The following is a 20,222-nucleotide window of genomic DNA, read 5'->3' as shown; positions in this document are numbered from 1 at the left end:
TTTTTAAGGTCTTAGGCTCCGATGATGCCGTCTTTGATATGGATAATCCGATCCGTACTGTCGGCTACCGACTGTTCATGCGTGACGATCACCATGGTGATCCCATCGCGATTGACACTGCGCAGCAGCTCCATCACCTCTACCGTCGTAACGCTGTCGAGTGCTCCCGTAGGCTCGTCTGCGAGGATAACCTGTGGCTTGGCTGCCAGAGCGCGTGCTATGGCAACGCGCTGTTTCTGTCCGCCCGAAAGTTCGTTGGGCAGATGATCGGCCCAATCTTCCAGCCCCACGCGCCGGAGGTATTCCATGGCCATCTCATTGCGCTTGCGACGGCTTATGCCCTGATAATACAGGGGTAGGGCGACGTTCTCCACCGCATTTTTGAATGAGATCAGATTGAAGCTCTGGAATACGAATCCGATCAGTCTGCCTCGTATCTCCGCCGCTCGGTTCTCGGAGAGATTGCGGATGAGTTCGCCATGCAGGCGATACTCACCTTCGTCGTAGGTGTCGAGTACGCCGAGGATGTTCAGCAGCGTACTCTTGCCCGATCCGGATGCTCCCATGATAGAGACCATCTCTCCTTTGGCGATGTGCAGATCTATACCCTTGAGCACGTGTAGGGGTTGTGCTCCCGGATAAGTTTTGTGGATGCCTTTGATGTCGATCATTTTATTGCGATTGTTCTTTTATTGTTTGCCTTGCTCCCCCTTGCGCATGATGATGGAAGGGATCAGAAGTCCGAGGCCGCCAAAAATCAGCAGACAGATTCCCGAAAGGGTTTCGAATGTGTGGCCGAAAGACCAGTTGAACTGACTATTCACCGCTTGTTGGAAAAAGAAAGTAAGGATGAAAGCCAGCAGCAGCCCGATGCCCATGCCTACCATCATGAAACCTACTTTGATACCGAGTCCTTGATTGTCTCGAGTGCTAAAGGAGGAGGTCAATCGGGTCAAGTCTGCATTTCTTTCGGGAGAAGGCAGAGAGTCGAGCTTCTCGATCAGGCGAAGTCGTTCGCCACGGCGTACGTAGAGTTCGAAAATCTTGAAGATGAAGTAGAACACTACCGCAGGTACCAAAATTGATTCTAAGTTCATAATCGTTTCTTTTTAGTTTGGGGGTTATTACTTTTAGTTTGTTTGCCTCTTTGACGGACAGTGCTCGAAAAGGTTACACCTCTGTATCGCCGAGTACTCTCTTAAAAAGAAACCGCTCTGCCATCAAACCTGCTTCGTTCTCTTCTTTTGTCTCTTACACTCTTCTCTTATGCTTGCGCTATGACGGACAAATTTCTCGTCCGTATATATGCGTATTAGCCAAATAGTACACCGCAAAAGTATGCCATAGTTTTGGAATCTGCAACACCAAGGCCGAAAAATTTTTCTCGCAGGTGGTATGTCCGTGTGGTCTGTATATGATAATAGCCGTCAGGATGTGGAGAAAAAGGACGATCCGAGCATCGTAGTTCATCAGGATAGAAAGGGGAGAATGAGGCCTCGGAATAGATGATTTCGTGTAAGTTTGGCGAAAGATCTCACCCGGGACTGTAACCGAATCGACAAATCTGCGTCTAAGCGATGAGATGGAGAAGCAATCCGACAGCTACTATATCAGTGCCGTGCAGGCGGGCGACACCGAAAGTTTCGCCCCTTTGGTGGAGCGATACAGCGACATGCTGTATGCTCTCCTCTGTCGGCTGCTACAGGACGAAGAGGATGCGGCCGATCTGTTGCAAGACACCTTCGTAAAGGCTTTCAGGCATATCGGCCGATTCGACGGCCGGAGTTCGTTCTCCACATGGATCTACCGAATCGCCTACAATGAGGCAATAGACCATCTTCGTCGCCGCAAGGCCTATGTAACCGATCGGGTGGAGGAGCTGCCCGATGTGCCGGACGAAGATCTCGAAACGTCCGGAGAGGATCCGGAGCTGCTGCAGCAGGCATTGGACTCGCTGCCGGCCGCTGACAAAGCCTTGCTGCTCATGTTCTATTCGGACGACCTGTCGGTACGGGATATAGCGGAAGTGACCGGCATGTCGGAGTCCAACGTGAAGGTCAAGCTCCATCGGCTTCGCGCCAAACTCTATAAAATGATGAGAAAATGAAACAGAATATAGAAGACAAAAAGCTCAAAGAACTGTTCCGACAGTTGCCCAAACAGCCGGCCGGACTCAAACAACGCTTCGATGTGATGCGTGCCGTCCGAGAGGAAGCCGCTCGGCGCGAACGGCGTGCCCATCGTCTGTTCGGCATCGCCATGGCGGGAGTATGTGTCCTTGCGGTGGTTGTCTTCGTGGTATTAGGTTCCAAGGGATTGTTTAGCGGTCTCGATTTCGATAGCTTGGTTCAAGACCGACCTTTCCGCAATCCCTTCGCCGGTTTGGGCAAGGATATAGCCGGAGCACCTCTGATCTTCCTGTCCGTGGTCGTCCTCTTCGGGCTGTTCCTCTACGAACTATATCGCAATACGAAGCATCGCGACACCAAGTCGTAGACCGCTCCGGCAACCCTGCTGCGTATCCCGTCGAATAAGAACGGGGCAAAAGGAGGGGAATGCATGAAAAATCCGATTCAACAAAAAAACTCAGGCATACTCCGGCCTGAATCCTGTGTCTGCCGAAGTCGTGTACCTCTGATAGAACCGACCTTCCGCCATCAAGGCAAGACTACACCTTTGAGCCGATAGGCCAACATCTGCAAATTACAGTCTCGAAAAATACGAGCCAAAAACGCCCGGATTGTGGTTCCAAAATCGGGGAAAAACGGCGCGAGATTTTTTTTGTTTTGGCGCGAGAATTTTTTATTTCCCGAACCAAAACGAAAAAGTTCCCGCACCACGTCTTTTGGGCGTGTGAATAGAGAAAAAAATGGCGTGTGACGAAAGACCTGCAAAAGATTCGATACGACTACTGTTGTTCCCGGTTGTAAGTGCAACAAAAAAATAAAACGCCCCACGATGCTTGGCTCAAACACAAAAAAGTTCTATTCTGTTTGATTTTTGAAAGAGAAAACATTATATTTCGCCTCTCAATTCAGTCTCCTTTACTTCTGTCCCTGCGAGTTACCGGATTATGATCACCTGTCCCGGATATTATCCATATTATTTCCCTGAGGATATTTATATCCGGAATATTAATATCGATGACGAGTTTTCTCGGACCGGCTATCGCGTTTTCATCGGTAGTAATGTTACAAGTGAAGGTCAGTCAGGCGATGTGGTTATCGGCACGAATGGTAATGTAAATATAGAAGCAAAATCATTTTTGCTTGCCAAGGGATTTCGATCAAAAAAAGGCTCTATACTAAAACTTAAAAAAACGAGAAAATGAAAACGAAATTATTGGGAGCGATTTTTATCTTAATTTGGATCGCTTTTATGCCTCTTTCGGCGCAGCAACCCAAAGAGATTCCGCCCAAACCGACGGATGAGACCTATGAGTACATTCCTTTCCCGACGGGTGAGGCCATTTGGAGCAATCGCCGCTATGACAATATCTGGACTCCTCAAGAGCCTAAGAATACATTCAGTACCATCTTTATGAAGGGCGATACGCTCTGGTACGACTATAAGGTTTATCGCAAGTTGTATCTCTGCAAAGGCGATACGCCGGATTACAGCCCCGAGAACTTCTGGGGAGGACTCAGGGAAGAGGATAAAAAGATTTATTTCCGGCTATCTGAAACCTACAAAGGCCCCCACCATGTAATCCCGATGTTCTGTGATTTCTATGATCCCGATTTACCACAGGTTAGCTATGACGAGTTTGTTTATTGTGATTTCAATATTCCGGAGAATCCCGATGAGTATTATGGTGCTTTTTTCGACCAAAACCCTCAGGTTCCTATGGGTGCAGCTTTGGGCCAATTGGGTGTTAAATTTCTCCGTACCGACTACGAATGGATAGGCGAGCGGTGGAGACGTGTTTTTTATTTTGATTCTTTCCCTCTGGATATGCGTTGGATAGAAGGTATCGGATGCGACAGAGGATTCGGCTACAACAGTGCCCCTGTAGCTTTAGGAGATTACATGATTTGGGATCTGAACCTGCTGTGTTTCTTCCAAGATGGAAAACAGCTGTATCACTGTACGGATTTCAATATACCTTTTGCCGGCTCTGAGAACTGCTTCCCGGCCGATTTCTTTCCCTTCTCGATCGATGAGGCTATTTCGGATGGGAGCATATCCGTTCGATTCGAAAACGGCAGGCTTGTATGGGATAAAGCGATTTTCTCGCGTATTCTGCTGTACGATATGCAGGCTCGCTGCGTCTTTCGGGCCGAAACGGTCGGGATGAACTCCGTCGAGCCGAAAAGTTCCATTCCCACCGGCATTTACCTCTATTGTGCAGACGATGCTTCCGGCAACCGCCACACCGGCAAAGTGAGTATACCATAGCAGTCTGCGCCGAGAGACTGAGAATGACTTCGGTGATGAATAGTCAGGTCATACATAAGGCCCTGCAAGGTGATGACAGACCCTTGCAGGGCTTTTCTTCTCGAGAGTCTCAAAAGCCTTTGGGACGATCTCGTCATATTATCCCGTACCTTTTTGTCATTGAACATTATAGTTACCTTTGTGCCGATGTGTGGAAACACAGCATAACTAAGCCTGAACCTCGGACATCAATATCTTCAAAATAAGAAATGAAAAAAGACAGCGTTATTTTCGACCTGATCGAAAAAGAACAGCAGCGCCAGCTCAAAGGCATCGAGCTGATCGCATCGGAAAACTTCGTAAGCGAACAAGTTATGCAGGCTATGGGTAGCTGCATGACCAATAAGTATGCCGAAGGTTATCCCGGCAAACGCTACTACGGAGGTTGCGAAGTGGTAGACCAAAGCGAGCAAATCGCCATCGACCGTATCAAACAACTCTACGGAGCCGAATGGGCCAACGTACAGCCCCACTCCGGAGCACAGGCCAATATGGCCGTTCTGCTGGCTTGCCTCGAAGCAGGCGATACGTTCATGGGGCTGAACCTCGAACACGGCGGCCACCTGTCGCACGGCTCACTCGTCAATAGCTCGGGTATCCTCTACCGTCCCATCGGCTACAACCTGAGCGAGGAGACGGGAATGGTGGACTACGACCACATGGAGAAAATGGCCATCGAGCACAAACCCAAGCTGATCATCGGTGGCGGTTCGGCCTACTCTCGTGAGTGGGACTACAAGCGTATGCGTGAGATCGCCGACAAGGTAGGTGCCCTGCTGATGATCGACATGGCACACCCTGCCGGTCTGATCGCTGCCGGTCTGCTGGAGAACCCCGTGAAGTATGCTCATATCGTTACTTCTACGACTCACAAGACACTGCGAGGCCCTCGTGGCGGTATCATCCTCATGGGCAAGGACTTCGACAATCCTTGGGGCAAGAAAACTCCGAAGGGCGAGATCAAGAAGATGAGTGCACTCCTCGACTCTGCCGTATTCCCCGGTGTACAGGGCGGTCCGCTCGAGCACGTTATCGCTGCTAAGGCTGTAGCTTTCGGAGAAGCACTGGATCCTTCGTTCAAGGAATACCAGACGCAGGTGAAAAAGAATGCTGCCATCCTGGCACAGGCTTTCATGGACAAGGGCTATAAAGTGATTTCCGGTGGTACGGACAACCACAGTATGCTGATCGATCTTCGTCCGAAGTTCCCCGAACTGACGGGTAAGGTGGCAGAGAAAGCCCTCGTGGCAGCGGATATTACCGTGAATAAGAACATGGTACCGTTCGATTCTCGCTCTGCATTCCAGACATCGGGCTTCCGCGTGGGTACTCCGGCCATCACCACTCGTGGCGTAAAAGAAGACAAGATGGGCTATATCGTGGAGCTGATCGACCGAGTGCTCTCTGCACCGGAGGACGAAGCGGTAATTGCATCGGTTCGTGCCGAAGTCAACCGGATGATGGCCGATTATCCTCTCTTTGCTTGGTAAGAAATCCCAAGAGCGCTATCTGCCTGTCCTCCTCATAAGAGGATAGGCGACAGTTCTTTCTGATATTCTGGAAAGCACGCAAGTGTGTGTGGTGTCGGTAGTAACCGGCGCGCTCTCACTTACGTGCTTTTATTGTTTGATTACTAATTCATACCTGACAATGAAACGACTGACTATCGGAGCATGCATTTGCTGCCTCCTTTCCCTTCTGGCCTGCTCGCAGAAAGCCAAGCAGGTGGAAATCCCCGAATATGACAAGGGTATAAACATCATTCCCTTGCCGATGGAGCTGACCGAATCGGACGAAAGCTTTACGGTCGATAATAAGACTACGATCCGCGTCTCTAACGAGGAGCTGAAGCCCATCGCCAAATTTCTTGCCGACAAGCTGAAGGCCTCTGCCGATCTTTCTCTCGATATAGAGGTAGGCGAGGAGCCTTCCGAAAACGCTATCTACATCGGCATCGATTCGACTCTTCCCCTTAAAGAAGAAGGCTATACGCTCCGGTCCGATAAGCGTGGAGTCACCATCCTCGGCAAGTCTTCTCACGGAGCTTTCTATGGTATGCAGACTTTGTTGCAGCTCCTCCCTGCCGAAGTAGAGTCTTCTAAGGAGGTACTGCTCCCGATGGTGATACCCGGTGTCGAGATCAAGGACGAACCGGCATTCGGCTACCGTGGCTTTATGTTGGACGTATGCCGTCATTTCCTTTCGGTGGACGACATCAAGAAGCACATCGACATCATGGCCATGTTCAAGATCAATCGTTTCCATTGGCACCTGACAGAGGATCAGGCATGGCGTATCGAAATCAAGAAATACCCCCGACTGACCGAAGTGGGGGCTACAAGAACGGAAGGGGACGGTACGCAGTACTCGGGCTTCTATACGCAGGAGCAGGTACGGGATATTGTACAATACGCATCGGATCGTTTCATCACGGTGGTTCCGGAGATCGAAATGCCCGGACATGCCATGGCTGCCCTTGCGGCTTATCCGCAGTTGGCTTGCTTCCCGCGCGAGTTTAAGCCCCGAATCATTTGGGGAGTGGAGCAGGATGTTTATTGTGCCGGCAAGGATAGCGTCTTCAGTTTTATCTCTGATATTATCGACGAAGTGGCACCTCTCTTCCCCGGTACATACTTCCATATCGGAGGGGACGAATGTCCCAAAGATCGCTGGAAGGCTTGCCCGCTCTGTCAGAAGCGCATCCGCGAAAACGGACTGAAAGACGAACACGAGCTGCAAAGCTATTTCATCAAACGGGCTGAAAAGATTCTGCAGAAGCACGGTAAGAGACTCATCGGTTGGGACGAAATCCTCGAAGGCGGACTGGCTCCCACCGCTACAGTGATGAGTTGGCGTGGAGAGGATGGTGGCATCGTGGCGGCCAATATGAACCACGATGTGATCATGACGCCGGGTAGCGGTGGTCTCTACTTGGATCACTACCAGGGAAGTCCCGGTGTGGAGCCTTTGGCTATCGGAGGTTATGCGCCATTGGAGCATGTGTATGCCTACAATCCTTTGCCGAAGGAATTGCCGGCCGATAAGCACAAGTACGTACTTGGAGCGCAGGCCAATCTGTGGGCAGAATACCTCTATACTTCCGAGCAATACGAGTACCAGGCCTATCCAAGGCTGCTGGCTCTGGCAGAGCTTACGTGGACACCGCTGGCCAAGAAAGATTTTGCCGATTTCTGTCGCCGTTTGGACAATGCCTGCGTCCGTCTCGATATGCACGGTATCAATTATCACATTCCATTGCCCGAACAACCGGGTGGTTCGTCCGACTTTATAGCCTTTACAGACAAGGCTAAGCTGACTTTCACGACATCACGTCCGATGAAAATGGTCTATACGCTGGACGAAACCGAACCGACCCTGACATCGACCCCTTACACGGTTCCTCTTGAATTTGCACAAACGGGTCTTCTGAAGATTCGTACCGTCACTGCCGGTGGAAAGATGAGCCCTGTACGCAGCATTCGTGTAGAGAAACAGCCTTTCCATATGTCAGTGGAGGTACCGGCACCCAAACCCGGGCTCACGCTTCGTACTGCTTACGGCGACTTCTATGATGTGCCCGACCTGCAGCAGGTCGCTTCTTGGGAAGTAGGCACTGTTAGCTCTTTGGAAGAAATCATGCACGGGAAAGAGAAGATAACCGATCCGGCGGTACTGGTGCGCAGAGCTGTGGAGGCTACCGGCTATGTATTTATTCCGGAGGATGGCGTCTATGAGTTCTCCACGGAAAACAACGAGTTTTGGATCGATAATGTGAAGCTGATCGACAATGTGGGCGAAGTGAAGAAAACGTCTCGTCGCAATAGCAGTCGTGCCCTTCAGAAAGGCTACCATCCGATCAAGACGATCTGGGTCGGAGCTATACAAGGGGGCTGGCCCACCTATTGGAACTACAGCAGGGTAATGATACGGCTCAAGGGAGAAGAAAAGTTCAAGCCGATCTCGGCTGACATGCTCTTTCAATAAGCCTCTTCACATTGGTGATTAAAGACGGCAGCCTTTCTATTGAAAAAGACGACAAAGTCTGAACTCTCCACAATTACAAGGTCGCCCGGCGGATCGTTATGGATCCGCCGGGCGTCTTTTCTTTGATCTGAAAAAACTGAAGCACTGCCTCTTTCTTCAATGTAGAAAGATTTCATTCGGCAATTATATTTTCCGATGCTACGATAACATACAAAAAATGGAGTTGTGCCGAAAAACTATTTCAACACAACTCCTCGTTTTAGCGGTATGGACGGGACTCGAACCCGCGACCCCCTGCGTGACAGGCAGGTATTCTAACCAGCTGAACTACCACACCGTTCTTACTGTACTACTCAGGNGGACGGGACTCGAACCCGCGACCCCCTGCGTGACAGGCAGGTATTCTAACCAGCTGAACTACCACACCGTTCTTACTGTACTACTCAGGGAAAAACCTCAGGAAACTCCCTTTTTGCAGTGCAAAGATAATAAGATAATCTTTCCGTACAACTTTTGTGTGGTAAATTATTGCGTAGGTGCATCGGATAATGAGTCAAAACGAAGTCGCCCGACCTCCTAAAAAGGAAGTCGGGCGACCGATTCGTACTCCGAGACAGTTACAGATTCATCTTAAAAGCTTCTCTGCAGAATATNAAAACGAAGTCGCCCGACCTCCTAAAAAGGAAGTCGGGCGACCGATTCGTACTCCGAGACAGTTACAGATTCATCTTAAAAGCTTCTCTGCAGAATGTCTCCGAACTTAGAGAGCGTTTATTACTTGACAGCGAGTTTCTCTACGTAAGACTTGCCATCAACAACCACCATAACTGCATAGGAGCCGCCCTGAGCCGTGTAAACAACCGTGTTGCGACCCGCTGCCAGACGACGACCGNACATACTTGGTGCCCGCTGGCAACTGTACAGTCTTTTGGTACCAAGTACCCTGTGCACGGGTACCCCGAATAGCTTCAGGTGAAGTTACTACAGACTTGGCCGTCAGCGTCTCTTCCAACAAAGCGTTCGTGAAGTTCGCTGCATCATTACCCGTGGAAGACGCGTAAACGGCATAGTGTTCTCCTGCCCATGCGGCATCCTGTGCACATACCCAGAAAGTAAGAGTACCTCCGCTCGGCAGAGAAAGCTCCGGCGTAATCAGGTAGTTNGCCTGCTCTGCAGTCAGATTCTGTACAGGATTCAACTGCTGTGGATCAACTGTTACGTTTACACACTTCTTGGGTGATACACCTGCTGCATACTTCACCTCCACGCAATACTCATGATTGCCCGCAGCTACGCCCTCTTCTTCAAATGTAGTTGCCGTCAGACCCTCCTTGATCTTAGTGCCGTCACGATAAACCGTATAGGTATAATCGGCTGAGGAGCCTCCATCGCCGGTGATCACGACATCGTCAATCACTATAGCAAGAACATCCGTGCAATTATAGTGTCGGAATGCCACATATTTAGTGCCATCAGGTAGATCTTTNTCGCCGGTGATCACGACATCGTCAATCACTATAGCAAGAACATCCGTGCAATTATAGTGTCGGAATGCCACATATTTAGTGCCATCAGGTAGATCTTTTTCTCTTGTAAAGTTGGCTCCACCTTGTGAGTACACCATCGTTTCTTCGAAAATTATTTCAAAGTCAGATGCTGCCGTTCCTGTCTTGGAGATGCACAAAGCGTAATGATCATGACTCCAATCCTGATTACCCTTCGAACCGACTTTATAGCTGATCTTTTGAGCTCCTTCCACTTTCGGAGTGATCAGATAATTATCAGGTGTAAGAGCCACATATCCTCCTCCCGGCTGAGGCAATGAAGAATAAGATATGGCTACGTTGCTCGCTCGTAACGGGGCAAGGGCTTCCCGATCTCTGCCGGTAAATTGGTTTAACTCTACGCCCCAATTGTTCCCGTCGGAATCGGCATCCAAAACAGTCCATCCCGCCGGAATAGAACCTTCTTCGAAGTCTTCGTTAAGCAATTCGGCGCGCTTGGCATTGGCCTTGATCTCAACCTCATCAATGTCGATATAGAACATATCTGTGCTCTGGAAGTGACGGAAGGCAACATACTTAGTACCNACCCAAAAAGTCAACTTTCCTCCGTTAGGCAGATTTAATGCCGGCGTTATCAAATAGTTGTCAGGGGTAAGAACTCCTATTCCTCCAAGACCGAATGACTCTGAATATACACAACCATTGCTGTTGTAACCCGCAATTCCCGGTGCTTTTCCGTGCTTCCAACCATGACCGTCGCCATCGGCATCGATCAGTGTCCATGTGGCAGGAATACCGNCATTGCTGTTGTAACCCGCAATTCCCGGTGCTTTTCCGTGCTTCCAACCATGACCGTCGCCATCGGCATCGATCAGTGTCCATGTGGCAGGAATACCGGCATCAAAGGATTCTGTCAGACCGGATTCCGGATTCGGGTTCGGGTTCGGATTGGGGTTCGGTGTGCCATTCGGAGCATCCCACTTGAGCATTACCTTCTGTCCATCAGCACTACCCGTCAGATTCTGTACAGGAGCAAATTCGTTGCCACCATTTATCGTAACATCCTTACATACCTTCGGAGATACGCCCGCCTGGTACTTAACCTCCACGCAATACTCATGGTTGCCCGCAGCTACGCCGTCTTCTTCGAATGTAGTTGCCGTCAGACCCTCCTTGATCTTCGTGCCATCGCGATATATCGTATAAGTGTAATCCGCGGGAGGTGTAGGAGTCGTTCCGCTTCCACTGATGACTACATCATCCAGATTGAGCCAGAAGAAGTCCGTACAGTTGAAGTGACGGAAAGCAACATACTTGGTGCCCGCTGGCAACTGTACAGTCTTTTGGTACCAAGTCCCCTGTGCACGAGTACCCCGAATAGCTTCAGGTGAAGTTACTACAGACTTAGCTGTCAGCGTCTCTTCCAACAAAGCGTTCGTGAAGTTCGCTGCATCATTACCCGTAGAAGATGCATAAACAGCATAGTGTTCTCCTGCCCATGCGGCATCCTGTGCCTTCGTTCACTACTTCTGCACGATTGCCGGCAGCAGGAGCTTCCCATTTGAGTGTCACTTTCTGTCCTTCTACAGTTGCAGACAAGTTCGATACTGGCTCGTAGGGGCTGGGCTCACCATTAATGCTGATAGCCTTAACAACGGTCTCTTTGTTGTAACCGACCACTGTAAGGGTAACAGTGCTTTCATTTGTCAATCCTGCAAGGTTGATCGTAGCTGTTCCATTTTCGACAACTGCAGAACCGAACATCTTCCCATTGGCTGAAATCGTAGCAATAGCACCATTGAAATCGCAAGAAACATTGACTGAAGCATCTGTCAGATTGATTTGAGCAGGAGCTGTAACGGTCATGGTCTTGGGAGTAAGAGTGCGAACAAGCAATGAAGGATCTCCGAATACGGTCCAAGTGTCTGCTGTAGCAAATGCTGAAGCTTTGTATTTTTCAAGCATACCGAAGATACCATTAGTTGTAATACCGCCGAATGTCCGCTTGATGTTATTTGTGTGCTTCTCGCAAAGGATTTCGTTCATTTCATCTTGTCCACGCATGGGTGGGTTCCAAGGCTGGTTGATGGTAGATGCGATGATTGCAATAGCCCCGGTAGGCTTGTTATCTTTTTGTGCGCGCATCAATCCTTCTGCGAAACAAGGAGCGGAAGCAAGGAAATTACCATTGACACAAGCTACGTCAAAAACATACGGAAGTTGGTTGTAGTTGGCAAGCTGTTTCATATGAGTAGTATTGAAGCCGGAAGTACCCCAAGCAGTGTCGCTTCCATGTCCCGTATAGTTTGTGGTACATATACCGCTATTAAAATCGCTAATAATATGATTTGCATTAACGTTATAATCTCCAAACCGTTTTGAGATGTACGTGTAACCATAGCTTTCGAGCAAATTGGCAATCACGGTCTCATGCTGGATATCAGTTTCTCCATTGTCTGCGAAAGATCCACCGTCTGAAGAGGCTATACACAATGCGCGTCCCAACCAAGCTTCGTTGGCTTTGACATCACGCTCGTAGTGTATCGTACGATCGATTTGTGTCTTCAGATCGGCTTTGCTTTCGCAAGAGAAGCGACCGATAAATATTTCGTTGTAGTGGTCATTACCTACAATCTGACCAAATACCTGATCGGATTTTCCACCGGCGCCTTGTGCTGCCGGGATATGCTTGTTATCTCCGATAAGAAGCACATACATCAGATCATTACCAGGTTTTTCATATTCGGCCTTGACAAAAGCTCTTACAGCGTTAGCCGTAACGGGAGAAGCAATCTCTTCTGCCACTTTCACTTCGGTACGGAGACCACGTTGGTTCTTCCATGCAACAAAGTCATTGATGTCATCTTTGAACTCTTGAGGGACGATGACAATCATACGGCCGTCTTGTTTTTCCTCCAAAGGAGTATAACGCCCCGGCTCATAGTTCATGAACAAGCGTTTGTATGTGTCTTCAAAACCGGCAAATGTCCCTTTCGCTTTCAGGGCGTTCTTACCCGGCTGAGCGGTTTCGCTCACAGCTACAGTGATTTCCGTGTAGATCCTGAGAGTCTTTGTCACAGGATTGTACTGCAGGGGAGCAAAGGTCACTACCTGACCACGTACATCACGAACGATAAAAGGATCATCGAGCGTGGCAATCTCTCCCGGGAAGAATTTGTCTTGCGAGTAGCTCTTTCCATAAACGTAAGGGATTTTATTCGGGTCCTCGTTACGCATAATCATTCCCTTGGAGGGAGCAATCAGGACATTTTTCTTTTCGATGAACTTAGAGGATATTACCTCCACTTTCATCTCACGAGTGTCTGAAACCGCCAAAGAGCGTGATAGAATGGGAAGCGTAGGCATCCCTTTTTCAGAAAGATTAACCCCCTCGGTATAGGTCGGCACTTGTGCCATTCCCTTGGGAGTTTGAACTTCGGTGAACTTGAGGTTGTCCATACGGAACTGAACCTTTGTCACCGATTGCTGAGCGGATTCGAGCAATCTCACATTCGGATTGCGTCCCAACTCTGCCTCCTGCGCAAATGCCATTCCTCCTAAGAGGGAAGAGCAAAGAGCAATCGAAACAAACTTGTTCAACTTTTTCATTTTGATAAAATTAAATATGATTTTATTGCGTGGTATACTTTCCGTTTTTATGTATTATAAAGTCTTCTTGGAAGACAAGAACCGCAGAAAATCCGGAAAAAATACCGCAGTCGCAAATATATACGCTTTTCCTGTAAATTCAATTACAATATGATTAATTTATATCGAAAAATAATGACACGAGGAGAACTTAATTCAATATTCGCTTTACATTCTTCTGCCATAGGAGCACTATTTATTTTTGTATTGAAAAGTCAGCACTTCTTTCCGATATGACTTTGGAGCCCAACGAGTATGTTCAGTGCTTATCATAGACTAAGGGCTGTGCCGAAGGGGAGAGTCCCCTGTGGCACAGCCCTTGATTCAATCTTAATCTATAGCCGAAAAAGCAGATCAGACACCGAGATCGTGGAGGATGGCGGCAATCTTTTCTTCCGCTATCGTATAGGCTCGGTCTAATTCCTGCTCGTCAGCAACAGAGAAATGAACTCCGATGTAAAATTTGATCTTCGGTTCAGTACCCGACGGACGGATGGAAACCTTGGTGCCATCCTCGGTCTTGTACTGGAGCACATTGCTCGTTGTAGGCATATCGAGTGAAAACTTCTCTCCACTTGTCAAGTCTTTTCCTTCGAGAGAAGCATAGTCCAATGTTTCCTTCACGGGGGAGCCTCCGAGTTCTACAGGTGCATATTCACGATAATTTCTCATCATGGCTTCTATCTCTTCTGCTCCGGATTTACCTTTACGCACTACACTAAGTCCCTTTTCGTAGTAAAGACCGTATTCCAGATAGATGCTGCGAATGAGTCGATAGACACTCATACCCCGATCCAAAGCCCAAGCCGCCATCTCACAGAAGAGTGCACAAGCGGATACCGAACTCTTGTCCCGGATAAAGTCTTCCCACAAGAAGCCATAACTCTCCTCTCCACCTCCTATGTAGCGGCGGCGACCTTCATTCTCTCTTATTACGGCTGCTATCCATTTGAAACCTGTATAGCAGTCGAACATGCTCACGTGTTCCTTTTTCGCTATATCGCGGATCAATTCCGTGGTTACGATTGTCTTGACAATATAATCATCGGGACGCAAATCGCCCAATTCCTTGCGGCGCATGATGGAATAATAGATAAGCAGAGAACAGATCTCATTGCCGTTGATGAGCACCATCCTGCCCTCATTATTACGCACGGCAACTCCTATTCTGTCTGCATCGGGATCGCTGGCCAAAACCAAATCGGCACCCGTCTCCTCCGCTTTGGCTATAGCCATGGCGAGAGCTGCAGGCTCTTCGGGATTGGGAGAATGTACTGTAGGGAAGTCTCCGCTTACTACATCCTGTTCGGGTACGTGAATGATATTGGTAAAACCATATTCACGCAAAGCACGGGGTACCATCGTACTTCCCGTACCATGGATAGGAGTATATACGATCTTCATGTCCCGATGACGGGCAATGCTTTCGGGAGAGAGACTCAGTGCCTTGATTTCGGTTATAAAAGCCGAATCGATATTCTCACCTATCATCCGAATCAGTTCGGGCTTGGCTTCGAATTTGATCTCATCGACGGAACGAATCCGATTGACCTCGGCAATGATATTACGATCGTGTGGGGCTATGATCTGTGCCCCATCTTCCCAATAAGCCTTATAGCCGTTATATTCCTTAGGATTGTGCGAAGCTGTAATCATCACACCGCTCTTACATCCCAGACGACGAATAGCGTAAGATATTTCCGGCGTAGGACGAAGCTCCTCAAACAGATAGACCCCGATACCGTTGGCCGAGAATACAGCCGCTGCCGTATCGGCAAAAAAGCGGCTATTGTTCCGACAGTCGTAGCCGATAACGACATTGATGTCCGAAGAGCCGGCAAACTCGCGCAAGAGGTAGTTGGAGAGTCCTTGAGTAGCCGCACCTACCGTATAGCGATTCATACGATTGGTTCCGGCTCCCATGATACCGCGGAGTCCGCCGGTACCAAACTCCAAATCTCGGTAAAATGCATCCACGAGTTCGGTCGTATCCGCATTATCCAACATGGCCTGAACGGATTTTCGAGTGGAGTCGTCATATTCTGTTCCGAGCCAAATTCGGGCTTTGGTACGCACTTGATCCAATAATTTGTCTGTTTCCATAAGTATTTTGTGTTTCTGCGATACGCACAAAGATAAGTTTTCCGTACTGTTTCCAGGTTAGAAATGAAACAGTCAATCGAACAAAGCCGAAAGAATGTCGGGCGTCTTCAGCAGAGGGAAAGGCGGAAGATGAAAGCGATAGTAATCCACCAGATAATCCAAAACCTGTCTTCGCTCGGCCCTCGAAAGCCGAAAAGCTTTCATATTATCGAATGTAATACGGCTAAAGAGCTGTAAATATGTCGATTGATGGGGTGGGATTCCTCTTCCATGAGCAGGAGCATTCGATACGAAGCGACCATCGGCAGGATCGAACCAACGAGGAATAACACTTCCTTTGAACTGTAAATCGGGTATCAGCCCCAACGGAACAAGCAAACGAAAAAGGAAAGCCAAATGAAAATTGGCCATCGACCCATCCATTTCTTCGAGCTTGTCTATGGAAGAAGCCACAAAATCATACAGATTCGTATCGGCTTCCGGCAGTCGTAAGATCAGATAAAGAAATTCTGTCAGAAAGAGTGCTATACTATTCCTTACCGGATCGGACTGAATACGGCCACGCGAACTGCATAGCTTGGCTTCTTTGATGAAGTGCAAATCGCGGTGCGGCTTATGTTCGGCCGTTATCTCCAGTTCGTTCAGAGGAGAAATAAGCAAACGCAAACTACAGCCACCTTTCCCTCGCTTGGATGAGCGTGGTATCAGATAGGACACTCTGCCACTCTCTCTACTGAAAAGATGGGCTATACTATAGCTGTCGTTATAAGCCGTATTGTGAAGAACTATCGCTCTGCTGACTATAATCATGACTAACCGAACGTGGATACAAATATCGCCTATTCAGTCGTCCGAAACAATCGTTTTCCACATAGACTGTCGACAAACCTGTTGAAAATTCGCTGATAAAAACCTGCTTATTCTCTTGCTCGATCCGAAAGAATATTCATATAGAATTATTCTTCTGCCAAGACAAAAAAGTAAGCAGCAAATTCTCATCAACTTTTGCCAAGGATTATCCACAGTTCGGCACGAAAACGAACAGACCGAATCGACCGTAGAAACAAAAGTTTTCCACATTACGATAGGAACTCATTAGCTATCAGCATTCAACGAAGTGAATAACCTGTTAGTAAGCTATCGGTATCTACTCCAAATCTGTTGATCCCCTACCCTACTCTATGGCTCATTACGAGCCTTATCAACAGTTTCAACCGACATTCTTCTTCCTATATATTTTTCTTTTTCAAAAAGGAATATATAATAAAAAGAAAACCGGTTGCCCGCCTGTTGAAAGGTGAAGCAACCGATCTCCTCATAGATATAGAATAGTAGCTATGCTGTGGGATCAGAAATTGATCTTTGTGCCGATGAAAATCCTTCTGGGCTGCATAGGACCGTATACGTAGGTGGAAGCTCTACCCGGTCCCTTGTCCGTGTCCTTCTGATAGCTGTTGAATATGTTTTGTATTCCGGCATTCAATTCCAAGGTCATGGTGGAAGCAAGGTGGAAGTCGTGGCTCAGCTTGAGGTCTATATCGGCGAAGGCCGGAGTCTTGACGAGCTTGGCATGACCTTCGGCCAAACCTTTGAATTGCTGACCATTCATTTCGAAGTCGAATGATCCGTCCGGAGCTATATGTTCTGCGGGAATATCGCCTTCGTAGGCTTCGTGTACGACATCCATTTTGCCTGTGAATGTACCGGAGAGGTTGATGGCGAAGTGCTCCGTAGGACGTACCGTAGCGACGAAGTAGCCGTACAGATTCGGAGTACGTACATAGTCTTTTACAGAGATCTCGGCTTGTCCCGTCGTTTCGTCTGCTTCTACTGCAGTGTAGATGCTGCCGTAGCGGCTTCTCTGCCATGTACCGCCGAGCTGGAGGTCGAACGATTTGTTGTAGGCGATTCTTCCTTCCAGATTCACGCCATATACCTTGGATACTCCATCCTTGTCGTTGTAGATGGTACGAATGATCCATTCTTTGCCATCGCTCATGGTTTCAACCTTATCGGATGGTTTGAACTGATTGCTGATAAAGGTGGCGAAGGCTTCTCCCATGATATTGAATTGCCATTCGTCTGCTCTGTGGTAGTAATCGAAAGAGGCACTGATGCTTCGCGAACGTTCTTCTTTCAGATCGGAGGAAAGGACACGGCTGATAGGAGTACCGCCGGCCAACTCTACGTGCAGATCCTCATCGAAATACTGAGGAGCGCGGAATCCTTCGCTGTATGAGAGTCGGAAGCTGAGATCCTTATTGGGATTGTATCGTACATTGGCTCTGGGGCTGAAAATGAAGAGCGGATCGATATAGCGTTTACCATCCTGATTGAGGAGAACATAGTCGATACGTGCTCCAATCAGGGCACTCAACTTCTCCGTCTTATATTCGAGCTGGTCGTACTGGCTGAAAGTAGAGGTGTTCTGATCTATTTTGTTCGGTCTGTAGCCACTTCTGTCATCGAGTTGGCCGTAGATATATTCGAGTCCGCCGGTGAAGTCCCAGTTTTCTCCGAAGGTATGACGGTACATACCTCCTCCTTGCAAGTCGAATCCCTTGGTGGTACCGTAGGAAGTAAGAGCCGTGAAAGCATCGTTGTATTCGTCTGATTCGGTGCTTCCGCTCTGAACTGCTCCGTTCAGCAGATTTTCGGTATAGTCGCCACCTCCGTAGTAGCTACGACGCTGAACGTCCTGTGCCGAAGCATACAGGCTGAAGAAATCCTTGCCACCGCTGAAACCCTGATCGAATTTGACACTTCCGCCATTGATATAGTGCTGGAGATATTCCGCTATCTGAGCTTCGAAAGGAGGATTGTCCAGTCTGTCGCCACCACGACGGTATTCCTGCATGCTGTGATATTCGAGAGTCGCTTTGCTGTAGAGGCCGGTCTTATAGTATGAGCGGAAACCGAGCGAGCGGTTGCGTAGGTTGGGCAGTTCGGTAAAGCTGTCTCCGTCTATATCCTGTCCGGGACGGTAGTTGTGTTGGCCGAATACCATGACACCGGCTTTGCGATCTTCCGTCAGCATAGAACCGTTGAACTGGGTCGTATTTTGGAAGCTCCCCCACCCTTTTGCGTGGTCGAACGTCATTGTAGAATGGCTGATCTCGGCCGAATTGCGAAGTGGTTCTTTCGTAATCACGTTGATAACGCCTCCCACGGCATTGGAGCCGAACAGAGCCGAACCTCCACCGCGGATGACTTCTACACGTTCGATCATATTGGCAGGCATCTGCTCCAAACCGTAGACACCGGCAAGCGAACTGAAGATAGGATGACTGTCTATAAGAATTTGCGAATAGGCTCCTTCGAGTCCGTTGATACGAACTTGGTTGAAACCGCAGTTCTGACAGTTGTCCTCCACGCGCAGACCGGGCTGGAACTTAAGTCCCTGGCTCAGGTTGGTAGAGTTGGTTTTGACGAAAAGTTCCGGCGACAGCACTGTTACCAACGAAGGTGCCTGACGGCGGAAAGTCTCGTTTCTATTGGCAGATACCACTACCCCATCGAGAGAGAGAACCTCTTCGGTCAGATAGAGGTCTACGTGGCGAGAACCACCCTTTTCGATATGTACTTTTTCTTCGCAGGTGGAGTAGCCCATCAGTCGGGCTACGATGGTCTGATTGCCCGAAGGGATTCCCTTGATCGAGTAGTTTCCGTTTGCATCCGTGGAAGTTCCGAGGGTTGTCCCTTTGACGAATACTTGTACGTATGCAATAGGTTCTTTCGAGCTTTTGTCCACTACAGTACCTGTAACGGATCCGCCCGATTGCTGAGCCGATGCGCTCATTCCTAAGAATAGGAAAGCAATGATGAAGCTGATAATGTTTAGTTGTTTCATTTTATTATTAGTTGGATTAGCTTTATATGGATACGGTCTTTTTGTCTTCTATGGGTATGCTGTTCCGATCTTTTTCAGTTGTTTTTTGAAGTTATGAGTGCTTACAGTATTCCACCCCCTACCCTACTAAGATCGGTATCTAAGAAGGATGAAAAACCCTTGCACCGCGGCTACGAATGCATATTCAATCCCCTTGATAAATCAGCCGTGGAGAGGCAGATCTACAAGTGTGCCGATGCAGCGGATCTCATTGTGAGCACGTGCGATACCATCCGAATGAATGGATCGTCAGAAATAAGGTAAGAATGGATCAGGCTAAGGGAGGAGCCCTGAGATGATTGGAAGGAGTTGGCTCCGAAATGAGGGCAATAAGATTGTCGCAAAAGAAAGGGACGACGCCGACAGCCCTCACAGGTTCTTCCAAGTCTAAGGCCGGCGTATCCAAATAAGTCGTAAATATGGCCGAAAGCTGATTGTACAGTATCAATTCCGAATCCGAATGTGGATTGTCCTGCGGATCGCTTTCGTTGTCGCCCCACTGTACGTGGGAGTGGACGATGATCACGCCATTGATGATATGGACGTGAGTGAAAGATATGACCAAGCCGGCATATACTGCGAAGAGTATAGGCAGAAAATAGCGTACGGTTCGGTTCAATCTTTCTTTCATTTGAAGTCAAAATTACGCGTTTTGT

The 20,222-nt window shown here is 48.5% G+C and carries 15 protein-coding genes, 2 tRNA genes and 1 pseudogene; 7 read left to right on the top strand and 11 right to left on the bottom strand.

Going from position 1 to position 20,222, the window contains the following annotated elements; translation table 11 throughout:
* Positions 1 to 11: 11 nt before the first annotated feature.
* Both HQ49_RS04960 and HQ49_RS04955 read right to left on the bottom strand, forming a co-directional pair.
* Positions 12 to 671: an ABC transporter ATP-binding protein gene (locus HQ49_RS04960; protein ID WP_018964550.1), complete on the bottom strand. Its 660-nt coding sequence runs from the start codon at positions 669 to 671 to the stop codon at positions 12 to 14.
* 18 nt (positions 672 to 689) lie between these two features.
* Complete coding sequence (locus tag HQ49_RS04955; RefSeq protein ID WP_026292101.1) at positions 690 to 1,097, bottom strand: DUF6249 domain-containing protein; 408 nt, start codon at positions 1,095 to 1,097, stop codon at positions 690 to 692.
* A gap of 467 nt (positions 1,098 to 1,564) precedes the next feature.
* Here HQ49_RS04955 and rpoE point away from each other — a divergent pair, with 467 nt between their 5' ends.
* The 7 genes from rpoE (at position 1,565) to HQ49_RS04925 (ending at position 8,421) form a co-directional block, all read left to right on the top strand.
* Entirely contained in the window at positions 1,565 to 2,107 is a 543-nt protein-coding gene (gene rpoE / locus HQ49_RS04950) for an ECF RNA polymerase sigma factor RpoE (protein ID WP_449421060.1), read from the top strand.
* A complete protein-coding gene (locus tag HQ49_RS04945) occupies positions 2,104 to 2,496 on the top strand; it encodes a hypothetical protein (RefSeq protein WP_039418736.1) in 393 nt (130 codons plus the stop codon). The genes rpoE and HQ49_RS04945 overlap by 4 nt, the downstream gene beginning before the upstream one ends.
* Before the next feature lie 290 nt (positions 2,497 to 2,786).
* Positions 2,787 to 2,861 carry a DUF1661 domain-containing protein gene (locus HQ49_RS12100; RefSeq protein ID WP_230587210.1) on the top strand — a complete coding sequence of 25 codons (75 nt, stop codon included), beginning with the start codon at positions 2,787 to 2,789 and terminating at the stop codon, positions 2,859 to 2,861.
* A 212-nt stretch (positions 2,862 to 3,073) separates the two neighbouring features.
* On the top strand, positions 3,074 to 3,331 hold the full coding sequence (locus tag HQ49_RS04940; RefSeq protein ID WP_018964554.1) for a hypothetical protein: 258 nt from the start codon (positions 3,074 to 3,076) through the stop codon (positions 3,329 to 3,331).
* The gene (locus HQ49_RS04935) at positions 3,328 to 4,398 is read left to right on the top strand and encodes a hypothetical protein (RefSeq protein ID WP_152569139.1); all 1,071 of its coding nucleotides are present in this window, start codon (positions 3,328 to 3,330) and stop codon (positions 4,396 to 4,398) included. The genes HQ49_RS04940 and HQ49_RS04935 overlap by 4 nt, the downstream gene beginning before the upstream one ends.
* 248 nt (positions 4,399 to 4,646) lie before the next feature.
* The gene (glyA, locus tag HQ49_RS04930) at positions 4,647 to 5,927 is read left to right on the top strand and encodes a serine hydroxymethyltransferase (RefSeq protein ID WP_039418734.1); all 1,281 of its coding nucleotides are present in this window, start codon (positions 4,647 to 4,649) and stop codon (positions 5,925 to 5,927) included.
* Between the two features lie 160 nt (positions 5,928 to 6,087).
* Entirely contained in the window at positions 6,088 to 8,421 is a 2,334-nt protein-coding gene (locus HQ49_RS04925; RefSeq protein WP_039418732.1) for a family 20 glycosylhydrolase, read from the top strand.
* Positions 8,422 to 8,684: 263 nt separating this feature from the next.
* Here HQ49_RS04925 and HQ49_RS04915 read toward each other — a convergent pair.
* The 9 genes and pseudogenes from HQ49_RS04915 to HQ49_RS04875 all read right to left on the bottom strand — a co-directional run bounded on the left by HQ49_RS04915 (position 8,685) and on the right by HQ49_RS04875 (position 20,197).
* Positions 8,685 to 8,758: transfer RNA gene (locus HQ49_RS04915), tRNA-Asp, on the bottom strand.
* A 16-nt stretch (positions 8,759 to 8,774) separates the two neighbouring features.
* Positions 8,775 to 8,849, bottom strand: a tRNA-Asp gene (locus tag HQ49_RS04910).
* Between the two features lie 383 nt (positions 8,850 to 9,232).
* On the bottom strand, positions 9,233 to 10,915 hold the full coding sequence (locus HQ49_RS12655; RefSeq protein WP_394331899.1) for a choice-of-anchor J domain-containing protein: 1,683 nt from the start codon (positions 10,913 to 10,915) through the stop codon (positions 9,233 to 9,235).
* Positions 10,916 to 11,233: 318 nt separating this feature from the next.
* A pseudogene (locus HQ49_RS12650) lies at positions 11,234 to 11,383 on the bottom strand (hypothetical protein); the annotation flags it as partial.
* Entirely contained in the window at positions 11,382 to 13,535 is a 2,154-nt protein-coding gene (locus HQ49_RS12645) for a C25 family peptidase propeptide domain-containing protein (RefSeq protein WP_080745548.1), read from the bottom strand. The gene HQ49_RS12645 and the pseudogene HQ49_RS12650, both read right to left, overlap by 2 nt.
* A gap of 393 nt (positions 13,536 to 13,928) precedes the next feature.
* On the bottom strand, positions 13,929 to 15,677 hold the full coding sequence (locus HQ49_RS04895; protein WP_039418731.1) for a phospho-sugar mutase: 1,749 nt from the start codon (positions 15,675 to 15,677) through the stop codon (positions 13,929 to 13,931).
* 72 nt (positions 15,678 to 15,749) lie between these two features.
* A complete protein-coding gene (gene recO / locus HQ49_RS04890; RefSeq protein ID WP_039418729.1) occupies positions 15,750 to 16,487 on the bottom strand; it encodes a DNA repair protein RecO in 738 nt (245 codons plus the stop codon).
* Positions 16,488 to 17,025: 538 nt separating this feature from the next.
* On the bottom strand, positions 17,026 to 19,527 hold the full coding sequence (locus tag HQ49_RS04885) for a TonB-dependent receptor (protein WP_039418728.1): 2,502 nt from the start codon (positions 19,525 to 19,527) through the stop codon (positions 17,026 to 17,028).
* A gap of 310 nt (positions 19,528 to 19,837) precedes the next feature.
* A complete protein-coding gene (locus HQ49_RS04875) occupies positions 19,838 to 20,197 on the bottom strand; it encodes a hypothetical protein (RefSeq protein ID WP_039418726.1) in 360 nt (119 codons plus the stop codon).
* Between the last annotated feature and the right edge of the window lie 25 nt (positions 20,198 to 20,222).

Source organism: Porphyromonas gulae (assembly GCF_000765945.1).
Taxonomy (GTDB): Bacteria; Bacteroidota; Bacteroidia; order Bacteroidales; family Porphyromonadaceae; genus Porphyromonas; species Porphyromonas gulae.
Note: the sequence above shows the minus strand (reverse complement) of the source record. Positions and strands in the feature narration are given on the sequence as shown.